21 protein-coding genes are annotated in these 20,475 nt (G+C 50.0%); 12 read left to right on the forward strand and 9 right to left on the reverse strand.

The features are described 5' to 3' along the window. Window positions 1–48: 48 nt before the first annotated feature. Window positions 49–1,308: a DUF401 family protein gene (locus tag GX441_10125; GenBank protein NLI98998.1), complete on the reverse strand. Its 1,260-nt coding sequence runs from the start codon at window positions 1,306–1,308 to the stop codon at window positions 49–51. A gap of 316 nt (window positions 1,309–1,624) precedes the next feature. On the opposite strand from GX441_10125, the gene GX441_10130 reads away from it, so the two are divergent. Beyond that, a complete protein-coding gene (locus tag GX441_10130; protein ID NLI98999.1) occupies window positions 1,625–3,085 on the forward strand; it encodes a hypothetical protein in 1,461 nt (486 codons plus the stop codon). Window positions 3,086–3,268: 183 nt separating this feature from the next. On the opposite strand, the gene GX441_10135 is transcribed toward GX441_10130, so the two are convergent. From GX441_10135 to GX441_10155, 5 genes are read right to left on the reverse strand one after another with little or no spacing between them, the layout of a single operon-like run. Further along, window positions 3,269–4,036 carry an ABC transporter ATP-binding protein gene (locus tag GX441_10135; GenBank protein ID NLI99000.1) on the reverse strand — a complete coding sequence of 256 codons (768 nt, stop codon included), beginning with the start codon at window positions 4,034–4,036 and terminating at the stop codon, window positions 3,269–3,271. Continuing rightward, window positions 4,029–4,973, reverse strand: a complete 945-nt coding sequence (locus tag GX441_10140) for an iron ABC transporter permease (protein ID NLI99001.1) — start codon at window positions 4,971–4,973, stop codon at window positions 4,029–4,031. Before GX441_10140 ends, GX441_10135 begins: the two co-directional genes overlap by 8 nt. Then, window positions 4,963–5,811, reverse strand: a complete 849-nt coding sequence (locus GX441_10145) for an ABC transporter substrate-binding protein (GenBank protein ID NLI99002.1) — start codon at window positions 5,809–5,811, stop codon at window positions 4,963–4,965. Before GX441_10145 ends, GX441_10140 begins: the two co-directional genes overlap by 11 nt. Continuing rightward, the gene (locus GX441_10150) at window positions 5,744–6,424 is read right to left on the reverse strand and encodes an isoprenylcysteine carboxylmethyltransferase family protein (GenBank protein ID NLI99003.1); all 681 of its coding nucleotides are present in this window, start codon (window positions 6,422–6,424) and stop codon (window positions 5,744–5,746) included. Before GX441_10150 ends, GX441_10145 begins: the two co-directional genes overlap by 68 nt. Beyond that, complete coding sequence (locus GX441_10155) at window positions 6,421–7,560, reverse strand: hypothetical protein (protein NLI99004.1); 1,140 nt, start codon at window positions 7,558–7,560, stop codon at window positions 6,421–6,423. Before GX441_10155 ends, GX441_10150 begins: the two co-directional genes overlap by 4 nt. A 250-nt stretch (window positions 7,561–7,810) precedes the next feature. Here GX441_10155 and GX441_10160 point away from each other — a divergent pair, with 250 nt between their 5' ends. The 4 genes from GX441_10160 (at window position 7,811) to GX441_10175 (ending at window position 12,391) form a co-directional block, all read left to right on the forward strand. Further along, window positions 7,811–8,551, forward strand: coding sequence for an NTP transferase domain-containing protein (locus GX441_10160; protein ID NLI99005.1), 741 nt, complete (start codon window positions 7,811–7,813; stop codon window positions 8,549–8,551). Between the two features lie 10 nt (window positions 8,552–8,561). Next, a complete protein-coding gene (gene polA / locus GX441_10165; protein ID NLI99006.1) occupies window positions 8,562–11,036 on the forward strand; it encodes a DNA polymerase I in 2,475 nt (824 codons plus the stop codon). Between the two features lie 124 nt (window positions 11,037–11,160). Continuing rightward, window positions 11,161–11,571 (forward strand): NUDIX hydrolase, encoded by a 411-nt coding sequence (locus GX441_10170; protein NLI99007.1) that lies wholly within the window; start codon window positions 11,161–11,163, stop codon window positions 11,569–11,571. Between the two features lie 457 nt (window positions 11,572–12,028). Further along, window positions 12,029–12,391 (forward strand): hypothetical protein, encoded by a 363-nt coding sequence (locus GX441_10175; protein NLI99008.1) that lies wholly within the window; start codon window positions 12,029–12,031, stop codon window positions 12,389–12,391. Window positions 12,392–12,482: 91 nt separating this feature from the next. On the opposite strand, the gene GX441_10180 is transcribed toward GX441_10175, so the two are convergent. Further along, window positions 12,483–14,459 (reverse strand): T9SS type A sorting domain-containing protein, encoded by a 1,977-nt coding sequence (locus GX441_10180; GenBank protein NLI99009.1) that lies wholly within the window; start codon window positions 14,457–14,459, stop codon window positions 12,483–12,485. Between the two features lie 152 nt (window positions 14,460–14,611). On the opposite strand from GX441_10180, the gene metG reads away from it, so the two are divergent. Genes metG through GX441_10205 form a run of 5 tightly spaced genes read left to right on the forward strand, consistent with a single transcriptional unit; the run spans window position 14,612 to window position 18,951 of the window. Beyond that, window positions 14,612–14,935: a methionine--tRNA ligase subunit beta gene (metG, locus tag GX441_10185; GenBank protein ID NLI99010.1), complete on the forward strand. Its 324-nt coding sequence runs from the start codon at window positions 14,612–14,614 to the stop codon at window positions 14,933–14,935. A gap of 3 nt (window positions 14,936–14,938) precedes the next feature. Further along, window positions 14,939–15,691, forward strand: coding sequence for a TatD family hydrolase (locus GX441_10190; GenBank protein NLI99011.1), 753 nt, complete (start codon window positions 14,939–14,941; stop codon window positions 15,689–15,691). Further along, window positions 15,684–16,532: a ribosomal RNA small subunit methyltransferase A gene (rsmA, locus tag GX441_10195; protein NLI99012.1), complete on the forward strand. Its 849-nt coding sequence runs from the start codon at window positions 15,684–15,686 to the stop codon at window positions 16,530–16,532. Before GX441_10190 ends, rsmA begins: the two co-directional genes overlap by 8 nt. After that, on the forward strand, window positions 16,498–18,273 hold the full coding sequence (locus GX441_10200; protein ID NLI99013.1) for a hypothetical protein: 1,776 nt from the start codon (window positions 16,498–16,500) through the stop codon (window positions 18,271–18,273). The genes rsmA and GX441_10200 overlap by 35 nt, the downstream gene beginning before the upstream one ends. Window positions 18,274–18,324: 51 nt before the next feature. Further along, a complete protein-coding gene (locus GX441_10205; GenBank protein NLI99014.1) occupies window positions 18,325–18,951 on the forward strand; it encodes a hypothetical protein in 627 nt (208 codons plus the stop codon). A 2-nt stretch (window positions 18,952–18,953) separates the two neighbouring features. On the opposite strand, the gene GX441_10210 is transcribed toward GX441_10205, so the two are convergent. Continuing rightward, window positions 18,954–19,328, reverse strand: coding sequence for a hypothetical protein (locus tag GX441_10210; GenBank protein ID NLI99015.1), 375 nt, complete (start codon window positions 19,326–19,328; stop codon window positions 18,954–18,956). 93 nt (window positions 19,329–19,421) lie between these two features. On the opposite strand from GX441_10210, the gene GX441_10215 reads away from it, so the two are divergent. After that, a complete protein-coding gene (locus tag GX441_10215; GenBank protein NLI99016.1) occupies window positions 19,422–19,649 on the forward strand; it encodes a DUF1858 domain-containing protein in 228 nt (75 codons plus the stop codon). 23 nt (window positions 19,650–19,672) lie between these two features. Here the strand turns inward: GX441_10215 and GX441_10220 are convergent, their stop codons facing one another. Then, entirely contained in the window at window positions 19,673–19,879 is a 207-nt protein-coding gene (locus GX441_10220) for a hypothetical protein (GenBank protein NLI99017.1), read from the reverse strand. Window positions 19,880–20,091: 212 nt separating this feature from the next. On the opposite strand from GX441_10220, the gene GX441_10225 reads away from it, so the two are divergent. Next, window positions 20,092–20,475, forward strand: a 384-nt coding sequence (locus GX441_10225) for a hypothetical protein (protein ID NLI99018.1), incomplete at its 3' end; no start/stop codon positions are given.

Genomic DNA, 20,475 nt, shown 5'->3' on the forward strand with positions numbered 1-20,475 from the left:
GGGGGTTGGGGGCGGGGACATCCGGGGGGTCCCCAAACGAGAACGCAGTTATCGATTGGGGTGCTGGAACAGCAGAAGCCAGACCGCGAACGTCACGATTGCGACAGCGATAACGGATGGAACCAGCCACTTGTAGACCGAACCCCAGCTTGCCCGAAAGTACTCGCGGGATAAGGCAAGGCAGAGATGCGAGGGCGAAAGCATGACGCCGAAGAAGCCAAACGCATAGGCGAGCATGACGAGTCCGGGGTCATGACCGATGAAGGGCGCGAGCAGGGGGAACGTGGTTGCAACGTAAGCCTGGTTAAGCCCCACGAGGAGCCCGACGACGAAGGGCAGGAACATTATCATGGCGACGATGAGGGAGGAGGGGGCGCCGGAAAGCATAGGACCCAGACCGGCGAGGGCGGACGAGCGGTCGAGCATGTACTTGAAGAACATGACCGAAGCCATTAGCGATATAACGCGCCAGTCGAGCGCGGAAAGGATGAGCTTTCCTGAGCCTTTGAGAGGCACCTTGTAGAATATCCACGAAGAGACCAGAACGACGAGCATGACCGCGGAAACGGGAATCTTGATTATCGAACCCAGCGCCTGCGTGATAGCGATGAGGACGACGATGATCATGAGAGGAAACGCGCCGTAGAGCACGTCTTTTGTGGAGGAGCTGCCCTTGCCCGGCAGGCGTTCGGGACGAACATCTCTGCGCTTGACGAATGCGAAGAGGATAACGGCGCCTGCGGCTATAGCGAGCAGGGTGACGAACGACTGGTGGACGATAACGGAGCCGACTGTCAAGTTCTTGATGATGGCGAAGCCCACGATAAGGCCTGGGTACAGCGGCCAGAAGTACTCCCACACGTGCCTGAACCAGTAGTTGATGTAGACCGCAAGCCCTGGCTTTATTCCGTAGGGCTTTATCTGCTCCTCGGTCATTGGGGCCGTGAAGTATGCGCCGCCCGGCATTGGCAGGAGACCGACGAACATCGGAATCGTGACCACGCTCACGCGAGAGCCGCGCAGCAGGTAGTCGGCGCCTCCGGCGAAGCGGGAGAGGATTCCGCGCTCCTTCATCATCTTGCCGAGGATCTCGATGAAGCATACGATGAGGATGGTGTCAATGGTGTAGAAATCGATGACGCTATCGAGAAAGGTCCTCGCGATATCGAACGCAGGCATGGTGAAGAGTATGCCGGTTACTATTGCGCCGAGCAGGATGGGAACGAACGTCGGCAGCCTGAAAATCATGACCAGGATGATGACGCCGAAGATGATTCCGAGTTTTGCGAGGAGAGGTAAGTGCTCCATAACGCTCGATTATACGGGCTTTGGGAACGAGGTCAACTCGTGCGGCCCTGTTCTCGACAAAAAGGAATAAATTTCTACACAGGTTGTATTGCGAGTATACTATAAACTTGCGAGACAGCAAGGAGGGCGCGCCTGGAAGGCGCTTGGCGGAAGTTTTACTTCCGCAATTTTACTGCCGGTCTTTAAGGAGGCGCCTGGGCGGCGCCGTGTTGAACCCAATGCTGCGATGGGCGTCATGGGGTCCCTTGAAAATCACAGAGTGATTTTCAAGGCTGGTGTTTCCTGTCTCCGTAAAACAAACCTAAAGGAGATAACAATGTCAACCCTGAAAAAACTAATGGTTATCGTCGCAGTGATGCTTGTGAGCGCAAGCCTTTTCGCCGAAAGGATTGAAGGCTATGCCAGCCCTTGGGCCGTCAAAGGCATCTCACAAGTTTATGTTAACTACGGATATCTGGGTCACGACGACTACGGGGTTTATGGCAAAGATAGCTCAAGCAATAACCATGGATATCTTGGTTCAGACGACTACGGTGCTTATGGAAAACATTCTTCCTCGGGCAACTATGGATACCTGGGTTCATATTATTACGGGGCCTACGGATACGACAGCTCGTCAGGAAACTACGGGTACCTGGCACACAACCTTTACGGCGCATATGGAAGGAGCAGCGGCAATTACGGTTATCTAGGTTCATCTTCCAACGGCGCATACGGCAGCAGCTCTTCGGGCAACTACGGCATTCTTGGATCTTCCAGCTATGGAGCCTACGGAAGATACACCAACGGCAACTACGCATATCTCGGCGGTTCCACGAAAGCTTTGGGCTCATACGCGGCGACCGCGGCCTCTTACGCCGCCCACTTCTCTCATATCAGCGGCTCATATATGTATCTTGGAGCCAATTCGTACGGGGCGTTCTTCCATGGCCCGGGGTCGTCCTCGGCAACTATTTGCAACTCCTCGGATATAGGAATCGGAGCGTACGGTCCTGAAGATGCCGCATACTTTACGGGCGACGTTACCGTTTCGGGCGACCTTTACGTAACAGGCGACAAGGACAACGTGATCAAGCTCGACGACGGCACGTGGGTCACCATGTCGGCAACCGAGGCGCCCTATCCGGAGTACACGATATCGGGACGGACAAAGCTCTCCAACGGCACAGCGAGGATAGAGTTCGATGAGCCGTACCCAAAGGTGATTTCAAAGGAAATCCCGATAAAGGTAATCGTGACGCCCGAAGGTTCTTACAGCGGCATATACGTGAAGGACGTGTCGGTAAATGGTTTTACGGCTGTTTCCGATGTTGGCGACCGCAACGCGACCTTCAGCTGGATGGCTATTGCGCGAGTAAAGGGGAAGGAACAAAAGACCGACTACGGGGCGGTCACAGCGAAGATGCAGAAGCTTGAGGCCTCGCAGAGGCTGCTCGGGCTCCCGAATCGCAATACACCGATGGAACACGAGGAAGCTTTGGAGCCTCGGAAAATCCAGTCGCTGCCGGAGCTTCGTCTTTCAGCGCCTGAGCTGAGTGCGGGTAATTTGACCATCGAATACGAGCTACCCACTGCTTCAAGCGCAACCCTTTCCGTTTTTGACGAATCAGGCAGGCTGGTGCGGACGCTTGCGAGCAGTCAAATGAGTAAAGGCAATCACATCCTCTTCTGGGATCGCACGGACGACGCGGGCCGTGCGGTATCCGCAGGCGTCTACTACATGAGACTCGACGCCGGCGCCGACACAAAGACGGCGAAGGTGACTATCGTCAAGTAAATCATTTAAGGATAAAATGACGGGCGGCGAAAGCCGCCCTTACCTTTACCCAAAGCTGGTTCGCATCTTAGCGGGGACGCCGAATCGCAGGATTGTATTGCCACTTTCATCTGGACGATCCTTTTTGTCTCGAGAATAAAAACGGGGCCTTCAAGCGAGAACGACTTTATCGCTTGGGGTTAATTAAAGCGGCAGAAAAATCTGGCGCCTGCCTGTCTGCGGGTGCCGGCCCTCGACCGGCCGCACTCCCCAGTAACGTTCTATGATCTCTGGCTTAAGGAGCGCGTCGGGAGAATCGTCCTCGGCTAGCCGGCCGCGGGCGAAGATGAGCATCCGGTTCGAGCAGAGCGCGGCCTGGTTGAGGTCGTGCGCAACGAGAACGATGCAAATCCCCTCCTCGTTCAAGCTTCTGAGAAGCGCGAGCACATCGTGCTGGTGTGCAAGATCTAGATGATTGAGAGGTTCATCGAGAAGGATTACGGATGGCTCCTGCACGAGCGCTCGACAGATAACGGCGAGTTGGCGCTCTCCAGATGAGATATTGTTGATGGACTTTTCCGCGAGATGGAGAATACCAAGCCTCTCGAGCGCCGAGCGGGCTAGGGCGTAATCGGATGAGCGATAGCGCTCGAGCGCGCCAAGGTAAGGATGGCGTCCATGAAGCACGGTCTCGATAACGGTAAAATCAAGGCTGAAACGGCTCTCCTGCGCAACGTATGCAAGGCTTCTGGCAAGCTCGCGTCGGCTGATGGAATCGAGCTCGGTACTGTTAAATAGGATACCGCCGGACGATGGATGAAGAAGACGCGCGAGAAGCTTCACGAACGTGCTCTTTCCTGCCCCGTTCGGTCCAACAACGGATACGAATTCGCTCTTGCCGATGCTCGCCGAGAGGTTCTCGAAAAGAGGCCGTCTCGGATAGGAGAAGGAAAGCGCGCGAACATCAAACACTAAGCCTCCTTTTCATGATGAAGAGGAAGAACGGCACGCCTATAATCGTTGTGACAACCGAAAGTGGCAGATAAACGTTCGTAGCCATGGAAAAAAGCCTGAGCGCGAGATCGGAGGCGAGAAGCAAAGATGCTCCAACAAGGACGCTTGCCGGAAGAACCCGCAAGTGTCTGGGCCCGAAGAGGAAACGGACGATATGGGGAACAATAAGCCCCACGAAGCTCACGGCGCCTGCAAATGCGACAACGACACCAACGAGCAAGGCGGATATTATAAAGACCTCGGAAGTCAGTCTGCGCGTGTTGACTCCCAGCGTTTCCGCGGCTTCTACGTTGGATGAAAGGATATCGAGCGAGCGCCATCGACCGAGTATCCATGCGGCGCCTGCAACGGAAAGCGATGCCGAAACGATAAATGTCCAGAGTTCCTGCGGGGTAAAGATGATGTTGGTCGAACCCATAAGAAGATAGATGATCTGGGAAAGTTCGGAGCGTGAAAGCACCATGAGCACCATTACAAGGCTCGAACAGACGAAGCTCAGGGCAACCCCTGAGAGTATGAGGGATAGCCTGGTCGCCCTGCCGCGAACGCTGGCTATTGCGTACACGAGCGCAAGCGCGCCTATTGCTCCTGCGAACGCGAATAAAGGCCTGCCGAAAACGGACGTCCACCCGAAAAGAAGCGAAAGGGCGACACCGACTCCCGCACCTGAGGATGAGCCGATTATATAAGGGTCTACTAAAGGGTTTTCGAGAAGCCCCTGCAAGCTGGCGCCCACGAATGCAAGAATACCGCCCGCAAATACGGTCAAAATCACCCTCGGAAGCCGGAAAACCAGCAGCTCAAGGGAGAATCCGGCAGGTCCCAAAAAGCAAGAAAGGATTACAAGCGCGGCAAGAAGGATACCAAGAAGCAGCCAGCCCAGACTAGTGCGCATGAGTGACGATGGAATCTGTTTTTACGAGAGCACCGACAAAACGAGGACCCGGACGCATCATCTCGTCAAGCGGAAGAGAATCAAAAACCAGCCTTTCCCTTACAGCGGGGATGCCGGACCAGCCGATGCGCGAAAGCACGGATTCCCGACTCGCGCCGGGATAAAGAAGCAGTATGACCCTTGGCGAGCGTTTGATGACCTCCTCCTGGTCAATAGCAGGATACCCTTCACGTTCGGAAAATACGTTGCGAAGCCCTATTTTTTCGAGTCCATCGGTAATGTATGTCTTTCCGACGGTAATCAAGGGACTCGACGATATCTCAACGTAGACAGAAACGGTTTCCCTTTTTTCTATCGAGGCAAGCTCCCTGCGAAGACTGTCTGCAAGCCGCTTTCCCTTCTCGTGAACGCCGACAGTATCCGCTAGCGATTCAATCTGTTCAAGCATCTCCTTAATGCTGGAGGGATCCCTGAACACGGCTACCCTGTATCCCATTGTCTTCAGGGACACAGCAAGCTGAGACTGCGTCGGCGTCGTAACAAGAATTAAATCCGGCTTCAACGCCTCGAGCTTTTCAGGATCTGGAGAAAGAAAATCGCCGACAGTTGGCTTAGTTAATGCATCTTTAGGATAGTCGCAGAAGGTCGTAACACCCGCAAGCCTTGATTCCGCGCCCAATGCATACACTATCTCGGTAAGACTCGGTACAAGCGAAACAATCCTCTTTGGATGACCTTCGCTCTTCTGTCTGCCAGATGGAAAGCAGGAACTAAGGCTTAAAGCGAGGAGAAAGAGGAGTATTCCTTGAGTACTCTTTATAAACTTCGCCCCATTCAACGGCAAGCTTGCGCTCCTCGAATCTAATTTCAAGATACCACAAAGGAAGTCCCACAACAACGGTCAAAAGCATAGCCCAAGGCGAAAAGAAGACAATGGGCACGGCAAACATGATGAGAAGCATCCCGATATAGCGGGGATGTCTTGAAAGCTGCCATGGTCTTGTCCTGAGTACATCCTTGGGATTCTTTTTTGATTTTATGACGAAAAGAGACCAGAGCCGGACAGATATACCTGAGGCAAAGATGAGTAACCCAAGAACGCCGAACAAAGGATAAAGAAACCGGATCTCGGTCCCGCCGAAAGCGTCCCAGGGCGCGAGACCCTGAAGGGCATAGAAGTAAATTGCAAAACCGGCCTTTAGCCAGGGATTGAAGTTCGGTACAAGACTCGACTGGAAAAACAACGCTCCAAGGTAAAACTCGACGCCCAGCCACAAGAGCCATAAGGAAAAATATACTATCGGTATAGCCGCTTCCGAGCCCGCGACATCTCCAAAAAGATTCTTTACGAAGTTGAAAAGATACAAAACCACGAAAAGGGTCCAGAGCAGTCTTCCCCATCTCATCCCGCTCTTCTTTTCATCTTTTTTTGCAACTGCTATCTGCGTCAATCGTCCTCCTTTGCAAACATTTGCTTGGCTAACCATCCCGACACAAGACCTGTCGGTCTTGCTTGCACTCCCTCAAAAGCCATGTTGCCGACAAAAAGGGATGACGGTACGATTACTTCTTTCACGTTCAAACCCAAATCTTTTTTGTTTTCTCCCGCCGACGCGATATAGTCCTCGCTTGAAACCGCAAGAAAAATCTCCGGGGAGAAAATCCTTCGCATCTGGCCGAAGGTTATATCACCTGCCGGCAACGAATCTCTGACAAACCCGTCTCCCAGGTAGACTATAGCGCCCTCCTGGGATGCAGATTTCAAGATATTTTCAGCAAGCGTTCGAAGCGAATCCCTGCCTATGCCTTGAGCGCTGAAACCTATGATCTCGGAATCCATTGAATCGACTTTGGCGCTCCATAGCGAGTACGGATTAAGCGTCGACTGACCGGCTGGCCTTATAGGCTTCTCTTTGAGTCTGAATTCCCGAGCGCTTTGAATACTTAGGGTCAAGTCGCGGGACCTTCCTCCTCTGGAAATCGACTCGATTCCCGATGCGGCCTTGTTCAAGGAATCAGTGTTGAAGAAAAAAAAGTAGTCTGATTGAAGCGCGAGGAAAGATGCGGTAACGGGTAAAAGCGAGTCGGTATCTAAGAATTTCAAGCCCGCTGAACCCATTCCTTCGGGGAAAGCGGGCGCTGCAGCTGAAAAAGCAAGTCTGTAAGGACTCTGGGTTCTGATCATGTAGCGCGGAAGAGGATATCTCATCGAATCGTCGCAAAGATTGAGACTGACGATAAAGAAATCGGCCTCTGCTGATAGTTGCTTGAGCTTTTCTGCACCAAGATAAAGCCAAGTCGAAGGTGGAAGGAATATGTCAGCCCCCAGAGTATCACAGAGAAAGAGCTCCTTCTCGCCCTCCCACCATGCAAGATCGGCAAGAGTTGAAAAGGATGAATCATCAATTATAACAAGCGGTTTGTTGAATGATTTTATCGAGGAGTAGAGCGCGGAAAACTCGGCGTCCGAGCGAGGAAGTTCTGAGATGTACAGTATATCGAGCTCGCTCCTTGCTTTTTTAACGGATTGCGACGCGCATCCTGCCAAAAACAAAAAAATCGAGACGAGTGTAAGCCAACGCTTCATAAGGCATTATAAGACATGCTCCCCGATATGTCAACCGAAAAACAAATTGACTTCCCAAGTCGATACGCCCCCCCGCGACAAGGATTTATCTATCGGGTATAGCCAAAGTTTCGGTTATCACATCAAGTTTGCGGTCATGGGAAAGTCTATAAGTCGATAGCGACTTGATCGAGTGTCGATATCTAATACATGCAAGAGATTATGACGCCGGTTATACTTGACTCCTCCCCTGACCCGTGTAAGATAGCGCATGAAACTTCACAAAGGCGTAATACTTGCCGGAGGAATGGGAACAAGGCTCTCACCCCTGACCAACGTTACGAACAAGCATCTCCTGCCTGTTTACGATAAGCCGATGGTGCTTTATCCCTTAGAGAAACTGGTCGAGGCCGGAATCGAGGAAATCCTTCTCGTTACCGGCGGCGAGTTTGCGGGCGATTTTTTAAGGCTCCTCGGCAATGGCAAGAAGTTCGGCATCAAGGGGCTGCACTACACCTACCAGGACGGACACGGCGGAATCGCCGAGGCGCTTTCCCTGGCTGAGGATTTTTCAGAAGACGAGCCGGTTATCGTGATACTTGGGGACAACATCTTTTCAGCCCCCCTCCTCCCCTACATAAATAAGTATAATGCGACCGGCGCTGGAGCTATGATTCTTTTGAAGGAAGTCAAGGATGCATGCAGGTTCGGCGTGGCTTCTGTAGACGGAAAAAGAGTTTCAAAGATAGTCGAGAAGCCTAAGAATCCAGAATCAAACCTTGCCGTCACAGGCATCTACTTCTACGACAAAAGGGTATTCGAGATTGTCAAGGGACTTTCACCGTCTGCAAGAAACGAGCTTGAGATTACGGACGTGAACAACACGTACATCTCATGGGGCCAGATGCGTTGGGCAAAGCTTTCAGGTTGGTGGACGGACGCCGGCACCTTCGAATCGCTCTACCGTGCGACAGAACTCGCGAGAAAATCCCGAATCGCACGCCAGGGGTAAAGAGGTTAGGTTGACACTTGTCTTAATAGACGGGCACTCCATTGCATACCGCTCGTATTTCGCCCTAGTACGCAACCCCTTGAGGGATTCAAAGGGCCGCAACACATCTGCCATATACGGATTCCTTCAGGCAATGGACAAAATCGAGGAGCGCTACCCGACAGATTTCATTGTAATAACGTTTGACGCAGGCAGGGAGGTTTTCAGACATACCAAGTTCAGGGATTACAAGAAAGACAGGCCTGAAACTCCTGATGAGCTCATATGGCAGGTGCCTATGATAGCGGAGATTGCCAAGAATCAGGGCCTGCCGGTTTATGCAATGGAGGGTTATGAGGCCGATGACATTATGGCAACCATAACCGAGCGGTTCAAACAGAATTTCGAGAAGATAGTAATCGTTTCAGGCGACAAGGACTTGTCGCAGCTTGTTGAGGAGAATGTTGTAGTCTACGACTCTTACAAAGACGAGGAGTTCGATCCTGAAGGAGTTAAAAAGAAGATGGGTGTTGCGCCTGAAAAGGTTACTGACCTTCTAGCCCTGATGGGCGACGCCTCGGACGGTATACCGGGCGTACCGGGCATTGGACCGAAACGGGCCCTCGCGCTCATCGAAAAGTACGGCGATCTTAGAACCGCCCTTGCTCAAGACGCCAAGCTCGCCGAACACAAGGAGATTGCCGAGCTTTCGTACGAACTCGTTCAGCTTCACAAAGAAGTTCCTCTGAAGATAGGCAAGGACGATTTGAAGCGTCTTGAACCCGACGACTCAAGACTCCAGGAGCTTTACTCCGAGCTCGGCTTCACTTCAAGGCTGTCCCGCATGAAGGTCAAAGATTCCAAACGCGCAACGCAGGAGATAGTCAAGACCGGCTTCAAACCAAAGAGGGGCGATCCTATATCCTTCCTGTTCGAGGAGAAATCCGGCCAGAAGGATATGTTCGATCAGAGTGAAGGCGAATGGGTCAGGATTCTTGCATCCGATGGATTCAGCGTGGCGGAGATAGACGAGAAACAAACCCGAGAGCTGCTTGCAGACAAGACGTACCCCAAGATACTATGGGATGCAAAGCCGCTCATAAAAAAAGGATTCGACGTTCAGGGCAAACTCTGGGACCTGCATTTGATGGCGTTCGTCGAAAACTCCGACCTTTCCTTGAGAACGCTTGAGAGGCTTCTTGTCCAGACCGCGGGAAGACCGTTATCCTCTCCGCAGGACGCCTTGAGTCTCATGCACGAAGCTGGCGAGCGCTACGAGCTTGAGCTTAAGAACGTTGGAGCCTTGAAGGTTTACAATGAGATGGAGGTTCCCCTGATACCGGTTCTCGCACGGATGGAGGAGCGCGGTGTAAGAATCGATACTGGATACTTCGAGAATTTGACTGACCAGTGGGGAGCCGAACTTGAAAAACTGGAGGAAGAGATCTACAAGCTTGCCGGACGCAGATTCACCATAGCCTCCCCCAAGCAGCTCGCTGAAGTGCTATTCAAGGAACTCGGCCTTCGGCCTCGAAGACGCACTAAAACCGGCTACTCGACTTCGGCCGACGTTCTTGAGGAGATGGTTGACGCGCATCCGGCCATCCGCAAAGTGCTTGACTGGAGGGAGTTCTCGAAGCTTTTATCGACATATCTGAAGCCGCTGGTTACGCTGGCGGACAAGGATTCAAGGATTCATACGACATTCGATCAGACGGGCGCCTCGACAGGCAGACTTTCAACATATAATCCAAACCTTCAGAACATCCCTATCCGCGGCGAGCGCGGACCCGATGTGCGCAAAGGCTTTGCCGCTGCCCCAGGCTACAAGCTCATCTCGGCCGATTACTCCCAGATAGAGCTCAGGGTTCTTGCCCATATAGCCCAGGATGATGCGCTTGCGGAGATATTCAGGCAGGGCCGAGACGTGCATACGGAAACATCGATGCGTGTATTCGGAGTAAAGAAGTCGGAGATAACGGCAGACCACCGAAGGATGTCGAAGGCAATAAACTACGGCATCATCTACGGAATGGGGCCTTACGGATTCGCGCGCCGCATGGGCGTTTCTACGGAAGAGGCCGCGCATTTTATTGACCACTACCTTGCCTCGTTCCCGGGCGTATCTATCTGGCGCGAGCGAATCGTCGAGGAGGCAATCCAGAAGGGATATGTATCGACTGTTGCAGGACGCATTCGCAGAATGCCGCACGTGCCTGACAGGGCTGATGTTGCCGAACGCGCGATAATCAATGCGCCCGTGCAGGGCTCGGCTGCAGACATCATCAAAGCGGCGATGATAAAGGTCGAGAAGAGTCTTTCTGACCAGGGCATCGAGCCCGGCATGCTCCTGCAGATTCACGACGAGCTTCTGTTCGAGGTGCCTGAAAAGGACGTGGAAAGGGCGAAGGAGATTGTCAAGCGCGACATGGAGTCTGCGTGGAAGCTTTCGGTGCCTCTCGTTGTCGAGATTGGCGCAGGCTCTAACTGGGCCGAGGCGCATTGATTTGGGGCATGAACAAGAGTTATCTTAAACTATCCCCCTCCCTTGTGGAGGGGGTGGTACGGAGCAGGGGGGAAGGGGAACTAATAAGCCGAGTCCTCTTCCCTATCGATCTCTCTACTAGATTATGACCTGGAAACCAAAATCACCTCTTGTAGCCACCGATTGCATCATTCGATATGAGGGTGGGATTATCCTGATTGAAAGGAAGTACCCTCCCCTTGGCTGGGCGATTCCGGGCGGTATGGTGGAGATTGGCGAGACGGTCGAGCAGGCAGTGCGCCGGGAGATGAAGGAGGAGACTAACCTCGAACTGGAAGATCTTCGATTGTTCGGCGTGTATTCGGACCCTTCACGCGACCCGCGCTTCCACGTTGTCTCGATTGTCTATACCGCGGACGGCATAGGCGAGTTGAAGGAGGGCGATGACGCGAAGGTAGCCCGCGTCTTCAAGCTGGATGAATTACCTGAACAAATTGTATTTGATCATTTAACAATCATCCGTGACTACTTCAATCGGGGTCCCCAAGGACATTGAATGACGACATTTTCGGAGTAATTACGAAGTAATTTCTTGGGGTGATATTTGCTTTGACCACAGGAAGATAATCAAAGATTACTTCCAGGGATGGGGAACATCCACCCATCGTCATCGCGAGGTAGCGCCGGATGCGCATGCGATGAAGCTCCGCTTCAGCCGTTTATTATTACGAGTCTAATGTGGCTTTGCCGACCGTGGCGATCTCCCGGAAGAAACTCACAACCCGAAGTTCAATCCCATGATTTTTATGTAAGTGCTATGAGATTGCTCCGCAAGCGTCGCCCTTCGGAGCCACCTCCCCGCAATGACGCCATCCCCTACCCTCTCAACAAGGCTTAAGTTTCGTTGGATGTGTTATTTCCGTATGATAATGGAAATGCCCTTTGGGTACGGCTTGACAACCGTGTCTTTCCTGCCTATACTGATTTCAAAACGTCCAAAATAAGGAGGAACTATGGGCATGTTCAAGGATTTCGATAATATGATGAAGAACGCGAACGAAGCCATCAAGAAGTCTCAGGATATGCAAGCAAAAGCCGCTGCCGACCAGCAGGCCGCTTCGCAGCCTATCGACTTAAGCGATCCCATGTGGCAGCCGATTGAAGGTATAACGCTCGATAAGTATGCGGAGATAACCGCCCTCATGGGCAAGAATAACGTCATGGGTCCTGAAGCGGTGAACGCATTCGTCGAATCGAAAGGCGTCAAGCCCGGTACGTGGCAGGTTGTCCAGAACGGCTGGGTTGCCCGCATGGGTTCCAATGAACCTGTGAGAACGCGCTACGGGATACTCTACCAGAATTTCATGAGTTCTTAACTTCTCATCCCCTCCAGGAGAGGGCCTCTGGAAAGAGGTAAAAAAAAGGGCTGTTCCTTTGTGGAACAGCCCTTTCGAATTGATGAATATCTCAGCGAGTGATTACTACTTTTGTTGCAGCGGATTTGCCATCAGCATGAAGGATTATGAAATATGTACCAGGGGAAACCTTTTGGGAGTCGTTATCGCGCGTATCCCATGAAGTCGTATTAAGACCTGCGTCAGCCGTCTTTTTTATAAGATTTCTCACGAGCCTGCCCGAGGCATCGTAGATGTTGACGCTCGTAAAGCAGCTTTGAGGAAGCGTGTAATCGAGATTGACGGATGAGTTGCCTATTAGTTCCCGCGACGAAATTGAAAGAGGATATGAGAGCGGTCGACCGTCTTCCTCAATGCCTGTGAAGTTCGTAATCCTTATCATATCCTTGAACGCTTCGTCTTCCTTGGCCACGGTCAACACATCAACGTTGCAAGTGTCAGAAGAACTGGAAGACGTGATCTCGATCCTTATTATTTTTTCCTTGCCGGGCTTTAGCGCAGGAGTAAACCAGCCTTTATCTGTCGCCGAGGACGTAATATCCGTTCCTGAAACGTTATCGTAACACTTTATGGTGGCGCTAGCACTTCCCGACTTGGATACAGTTACTTTCATTGTTGCGTCCAGGTCACCGTCATTCTGAACCTTTACGTAATAGACGCTAGGCGCGCTTCCACCCATGGGGAGAAACATCTTTTGGGTATTTCCTGTCTTGTCGTATATGCCGTCGCCAATGAAATTATTGTCCGGGGATAGACTGATAAGATTATCCGGCTGATACGATAAATCGGGCGGGTATATGTTTACCACTACTTCGTCGATTATGGAATAACCGGCAGGCATGCTGGGCAGGACATACCAGGCAGCGCTCATAGGATCAGGACTGCTTCCTCCCCATCCGAAGTTGAGATGATACTGGTCCTGTTGTCCGTCAATTTCACGCAAGCCGTCGCATATTATTGCATGCCCTTCTTGAGTGCCCTGAATGCCTAGTTCTGCGGGCAGAGAATCCTTCATATTCTTGCTCAAAGTGGGATAGAATCCCGATGTCATGACAGTTGCAGATTTATAACCGAATTTGCTAACAAGGGCCCCGGCCACGCGGTTTGTAAAGCTTCCTGAGCCGTCGTAGCCGTATCCCATCCTGACCGTAATACCGCAGGCAAAGTTCAATGCCGCTCTGTTAGACATGTTCAGGTAGGCATTCGAGATGTACTGCTCCCGCAGAGTTGAGATGTATTCGTTAAGCTTATTGAAGCTCGGAAAATTGTATGTAATTGAGTCCGCGTCTATATTAATGGGCGGACTGGTGCGATGAGAAACGTATCTGTCAGAACTTCCGAATTGGAATTTAGCAATATAATCGCGCCTGTCCGAATGATAGTCAACAATCATAGCCATGGCTGTTGCAACGCATCCAACAACGCAGCGTTCACCATTACGGGGGTCCTTTGGGCAGTAGTTACTGTAGGGTGGCCCCTGATCCCATGCAGTCTTAACCCAGCCTGTCGTAGAAGAGTAGCCTGGTTCAGGCCACTGTTTAGTTTCAAGGGGGACAGCATTTCCGGAAAGGTATTTGCTCCATGCACGATTATCCGCCGCAATCTGTTCATGCGAAACGGCGGACTCAGACAATGCCTTGTTCCGGAGCGAAAGGTCCTTTCTGACCATATCCAGAAGTATGTTCTCGCTGGATTCCACCCAAGGAAAATTGGATTCGTACGAGTAGGCTATTACAGGTGAAATGTCCGTTGTCGCAGAGAAAACAATAAATCCTTTCGGAGATAGTTCCGCGATATAACCGAGAGGTTCATCCGATTCGACAGACTGAAGAGGAATTACGTGCGATATAGTGGGAGAAGAACCGTCGAAATAGGGTGAACGACTCCAGACGCTTTGCATCATTTTCAACTGGTTTTCCGCCGCTTTCTCAATCATATCGGTTGTTACTGATGAAGAAAGCCCTGCGGTAGCTGCAAGCAGAACTGAAAGCAACACAAGCAACTTGTTCAAAGAGAAATACTTAGACATTAATTATTCTCCTTTGTTTATTATACTGCTATTTTAAGAATAGAATCGCTTCTGTCAATGTCAATAGAACATCTACCCTATCTTTAATCATCCAATTGACATCTTGATTCTGATAAGTATTCTCAAGGAAATAGGATAAATAAGGAGTAGTTTTGGCAATAACTATTGAGGAATTCCGAAAAATAGACCTGAGGGTTGCGAAGGTGATAAGTGCAGAAAGGGTCCCGGATGCAAACAAATTGCTGAAGCTCATGATTAACGTTGGCACTGAAGAACGTCAGATTGTGGCAGGCATAGCCCAGCATTACACACCCGAGGAACTAATAGGCAAACAGATAATAATAGTGGCGAATCTTGAACCTGCAGTAATCAGAGGCTTAGAATCGCAGGGGATGCTTCTTGCGGCAACAAGCCAGGGTAAAGTCATCGTCGCCACTATGGATAAGGATGCAGAACCGGGCTCAAGGCTGACTTAAGTTATGTTCGATACCCACACTCATCTGTGCCACAGTCGCTTCCGGAACGACAGGGAAAAAGTTTTTGAACGGGCAAGGAAGGAAGGAATCGATATAATGCTCGAAGTGTCCTGGGACATAAAATCATCGGAGGAAGCGATAAGGTTCGCTGAAGACCACGAAGGCGTCTGGGTGGCTGTTGGTTATCATCCTCACGATGCAAAAGACGCACCTCCGGGGTATCTCCTTCAAATCGAAGAGTTATGCAAGCATCCTAAAGTAAAAGCCATTGGCGAAATCGGCCTGGATTTCTACAGAGACCTTTCTCCCCGAAACATTCAAACAAAAACATTCAATGAACAGATAGAGCTTGCCGAATCCGTAAAACTGCCGATAGTGATTCATAGCCGGAACGCTATGGATGAAACCATAGAAATAGTCGAACAAAAAAGCCATTACTGGGGCGTTTTCCATTCGGTATCGGCTGATTCGAATCAGGCAGATAGAATCCTCGACCTCGGGTTTTACATAGGCATAAACGGAACCTTGACTTATGACGCAGTCAGAACTAAAAGGTGGCTCATTAACGCTCCAAGTGAACGGCTGCTTCTTGAAACCGATTGCCCGTATCTGACACCCGAGCCGCACCGTCATGAACGCAACGAGCCTTCATACCTGAAATACGTAGCCGAAGCTTTATCAGCCGTTCTCGGAGAAAGCGTGGACTCGATTAAGGATATATCCTCAAAAAACGGGAAGGAGCTTTTTCTTGCCTGAAAGACCTGAGACCGACTTTGGGAACCTCCCTTCGACAAGCGATTGGAAATCAGGTTCATCCGGACGAATCGTGCACGTTCATCCTAAGAAAAAACTTGGCCAGCATTTTCTGAGATGGAAGGAGGTTGGCGAAAAGATAGTGGCGAGCCTTGGAGCCACGCAGGAACATACGGTAATCGAAATTGGTGCGGGCACGGGCGAACTCACGCGCATTATTCTCAAATATGCCGGTCTGGTCGTAGCGGTCGAGGTTGACGAAACCTGTTTCCCTACGCTTAAGCTTCTAGAAGGTTTGAACAAGAATCTCCAACTCTTCTTCGGGGATATAAGGAATCTTAATCTTTCCAGTTTCCAAAACGTTCTTATCCTTGGGAACTTGCCTTACCATCTTTCGGGAGATATCCTTTTCTGGCTTCTTGAACAGCGGGATTTCTGGAGGAAAGCGATATTGACAGTCCAGGCGGAATTCGCTGAAAGACTTTCAGCCCAAACCGGCTCTCACGATTATTCAGCTCTTTCCGTTGTAGCCCAAACTTTTTTGACTGTTCGAGAGCTTTTTGAGATTGACCCCAAAGCGTTCGTGCCGCAGCCTAAAGTGCGTTCAATCACGATAGAAATAGCGCCCCTTTCCTCGCCCGCATGGAAGAAAGATCCCTCCTCGTTTTCAAAAAAAGTAAGGGTTTGTTTCACGCACAGAAGGAAGACCCTTTTGAACAATCTCAGAATGGCGAAAATAGAGACTCCGGAAAGGATCATGCAATCGCTTGGCTTAAAAGAAAAAATACGGCCACAGGAGCTCAGCCCCGATGATTACGTTAAGCTTGTTGATTATATTTCCTAGCGGATATTCCACGGATACCCTGATGCTCCAGGCTTCAGGATACAACAATGTGCTTCAGCGAGGTTTTGCAGGCTCCTTTTATTTCGAAAGGATGTTTTCTAAAGAGATCGGAATCGCGCTTAATGAATCCAGTTATTCAAGCTGGGATTCTCTTTCAAAGGACTTCTCCGAATATTATTCGAGCAATTTTACCATTAATTACAACCCGCTAACGTGGCTCACATTATCGAGCGGTCTTTATGGAACAAAAAACCATACAGTAGAATCTGATGGGAGCGAGACGAACGCGAAGCTTTCTTCTTACGCCTTTCTTGAAACTAACGCATCCGCCAACCTCCTTTACAGCGATTTTAAGATACGCTACGGCGAGGAAAAAACCGCCCCGACCGGACCCAAAGGCGGCTGGTTCATGGATTCAGTTTCAGAAAATGAAGCCTTGATAAAAGTTCTTACCAAGCCCTGCACCCTGAGCTTTTATCACGAGAAGGAAGTGCGCTCAAGCAGAAGCAATCTCGGCGACACCGTGGAGATATCACTCTCGCCTCTTCCTTTCCTAAAAACCGGCTTTACAAGCGGAGCGTATCTGGGCCGTTCTGAGGCAAGAGGATTCTCGGATTACAATGCTATAGGCGCCTCGTTGTGGGGCAAAGACACTTTTTCCATAATCCCGCGCGCAAAAATATACCTCGAAGGTTCCTATACCCTGGATACCCTGAAGAACAACCTCTGGGAGGGTCTTTCATACAAGGAAATCTCACGCAATCTGGATGCTTTGCTTAATTATCAAATACTGACATACACCAATTTGAAGCTCCAACTTTCTACTGAAGGAACAAACCATAACCAGCTTGAAGATTACTACGACTTTAATTCTGCCCATAATTCTTTTACAGCCACATTAAACCACAATTTCTCAAGACGCCCCTCCCGGGCAAGAAGCCCAGGGAATCAAATAACATTCCTCTCTCCGGGCTCTATTTCCTTCTCCCACAACATTTCAATAGAGCGTATCGATACGCCTGATTCTCTAAACAATCTAGACCGGGACAGGTTCAATCAGAAAACCACCTTATCGACTTCCTTTAATCCCTGGGATTTTCTTTCAACCAATTTCAGGTTCAATCACTCCGTATACAAGACCCATTACGTCAAATCCGCATACTCCTCAAGCTCTAACCTCAAGCGTTCCAGCCTTGCATCATTGTACTTGTCTCTGGACATGAAAAAATACCTTAACATCACAAGCAACGCCAGCCTTTCCTTCGACTGGACAGAATACTATACTGATTCATCCAAAAACTGGGCAAACAGAATATGGTACGAAAAAATGCAGCTTACGTTCTTTCCGCAAGGATGGCTGCAACCCACGGCGAGCGTATCCTGGAACCGCTATGAAAACTGGCGAATGGTTTCCGGCGCGCTTGTTCAAACCGCAGTGAGCGATGAAATTGAACAAAATTACGGCGTGACCTATTATGCAAGCAGAAAAGAAGAAGCGCCAAGATGGTGGTACGAAAAATCATGGGTTCAAGAGTGGCTCTCTGTTTCAGGATTTGCAGGTTCGAGATTCAAACTCTTCCCAACGGGGTCGCAAAACCTCGCCCAATCAAGTTATTATGCAGGCATCTACATCATGATAAAACCGTGGCCCTATCTTTCGATTGACGGAGGAGTCAAATTCGTGCGCAGCGACTACGAAGCGCCTTTTGAAACAAATCTATCAATCAATACAACATTTTAGGAGGAATGGATGAAAGGGACACAATCGGAGAACAAAAAACAAGGAGTTTCCTTGAAAAGGTTTTTTATTTCAGCAATGATAACCATTTGTTTTATGTGGATAGCGGGATGCGATTTCTTCGATCCGCGCGACTACGCCCGGAACCTGACCCCTGTCGATTCAATGGCTGTGTTTCACAATTTAATCGATTCCTACAACACGTTAGACTACGAAAAGTATCTTCTTTCTATAGACTCATCTTCTTTCGTATTCATACCAGAGGATTCCACCAGAGGAATAGGATACACACCCTGGAATTACTCAGATGAATCTAAACTCACACTAAAGATGTTTAACCAGCTGAATAAATCGAGAAGAATCCCTCCTCTTTTGCTGCAGGTGGATACGACTTATTTTTCAGCGAATGATACGCTGGCTTATTTGAATGCAAATTACCTCATTCTGACGGATTTCAGCGGGTACGAGACCCTTGCAGGAGGATTGAAACTCGAGATTATAAAGCGAGGCAACTACTGGTACGTATCCAGCTGGAAGGACGTAACCGCGGAAACCCTCTTCACTCCCCACATACCAGTTGATAGTACAGATACGGTTAAAAAAGTAGACACCCTGCCCCCTCTCGTAACGACTAAAGACTGGAGCGATTTCAAGGTTTATTTCCGCACGGCCGGAACATAATATCAGTCAAGGATAGGCGTTACTTCGCGGGCTATCTTGCGCATATCGAGCAGTATCAAGCCCACGTTAGCCGTAGGTCTGGTTACAGCCACCAAAAGCGACGCCGAACTCGCCTGCATTATGAATATGTACCCCAGCGGAGCGTGAATGAGAACTTCTGTAGGTCTTCCCTTATCCAGCTCCTCTGCCGTTCTGCGAATAGCCTCGTTGACTGCGGCGCAAACGGCTGAAAGCCTTTCTTCATCCAAATTCTCGTTCAAAGAAGACGCGATGACAAGACCTTCATTTGTGGCTACGGCAGTGCCTTCGATATCCGGATCTATTCTACGGATATCATTAAGCATGTTTTGTATCTTCTCGGCTCGTGATATATTCATCGCTTCCTCCTATGGTCCGCTTAATTATGCTAAAGAATCCGCTTGTTGTCAAGTATTTTAGAGATATAACTCTCAATAATTATGGAGATTATAATGAACGAAAACAAAACTTTGATATCAAAAGACTCAAGCATTGAAGAGGTAATAACCCGCTTTCCGGATACGGTGGAGGTGTTTGTAAGATTCGGTATGCCGTGCTTCGTGTGCGGCGAGCCTGCATGGGGAACAGTGGCTGAGTTAATGAAGCGATATAACATTGAGGACCCTGAAAAAGTGCTGCAAGCCCTTAACGAGGCGGCCCAAAATCGCAGTCAGGATTAACTCTTCGTACCCTCATTTTATGGTCAAATACTCCCCAAAAGTAGCGGCTGGAAGCCGCATTGGCCGAAGCTGCGCGCTTCCAGCGCGACTTCGGCATCGAGCAAGAGAAGGCCTCTCGACATGAAATGACGAAGCTTGAGGAGTAACGTGCGTAGCAGATTAGCGGGGTGGAAGGATTCAAGGTTAGTGGTCAGATTTGAAGAACTGTAACAGATACACTCTAATGTCATTGCGAGACGGCTCCGAGCCGGCGAAGCCTCCTGAGGTCGTCTAGTTCGGCATCGAGTAAGAGGGGGGCCAGATTGCTGTTCGCCATTTCATGTTGCAGGGTAGAAAAGACCCCTCACTGGGTAGCGCCCTCGCCCTTGTGTCCTGATGGATAATATGCCTATTGACACAACTTGCATTTAAGATAGACTTAAGGCATAAAGGAGGCGAAGATATGCGAAAGATAGTTTTATTGATGTTGGTGTTATCTGTGGGGCTTTCTGCAAAGATATGGGTAAACGCGATACGCGACCCGGGTGCGGAGCTTGGGCAGGGCGACTGGACTACGGAGATTGAGGAATACAAGGAGGGCGGTGCCGACAGCGCAGTCGTAAGCGTTCACGACTCAACAAGAGCCTATGAAGGTAAGTACTCTTTCCTGACGGACACAAAAAAATACTGCGGTGTGGTTGATGCCGTTGCGAGGGTCAAGTGTAAACAAAGCCTGCAGATACCTAAAGCAGTAAAAGACATTGATAGCTGTTTTTGGAATATAGATATGGAGAAAGGCAATACAACCTTAGTGTACACTTTCTTTCTTCTGTGCAAATCAAAGGAA

The sequence above is a fragment of the bacterium genome (assembly GCA_012517375.1).
In the GTDB taxonomy this organism is placed as follows: Bacteria; Hydrothermota; Tepidihabitantia; order B3-TA06; family B3-TA06; genus JAAYVC01.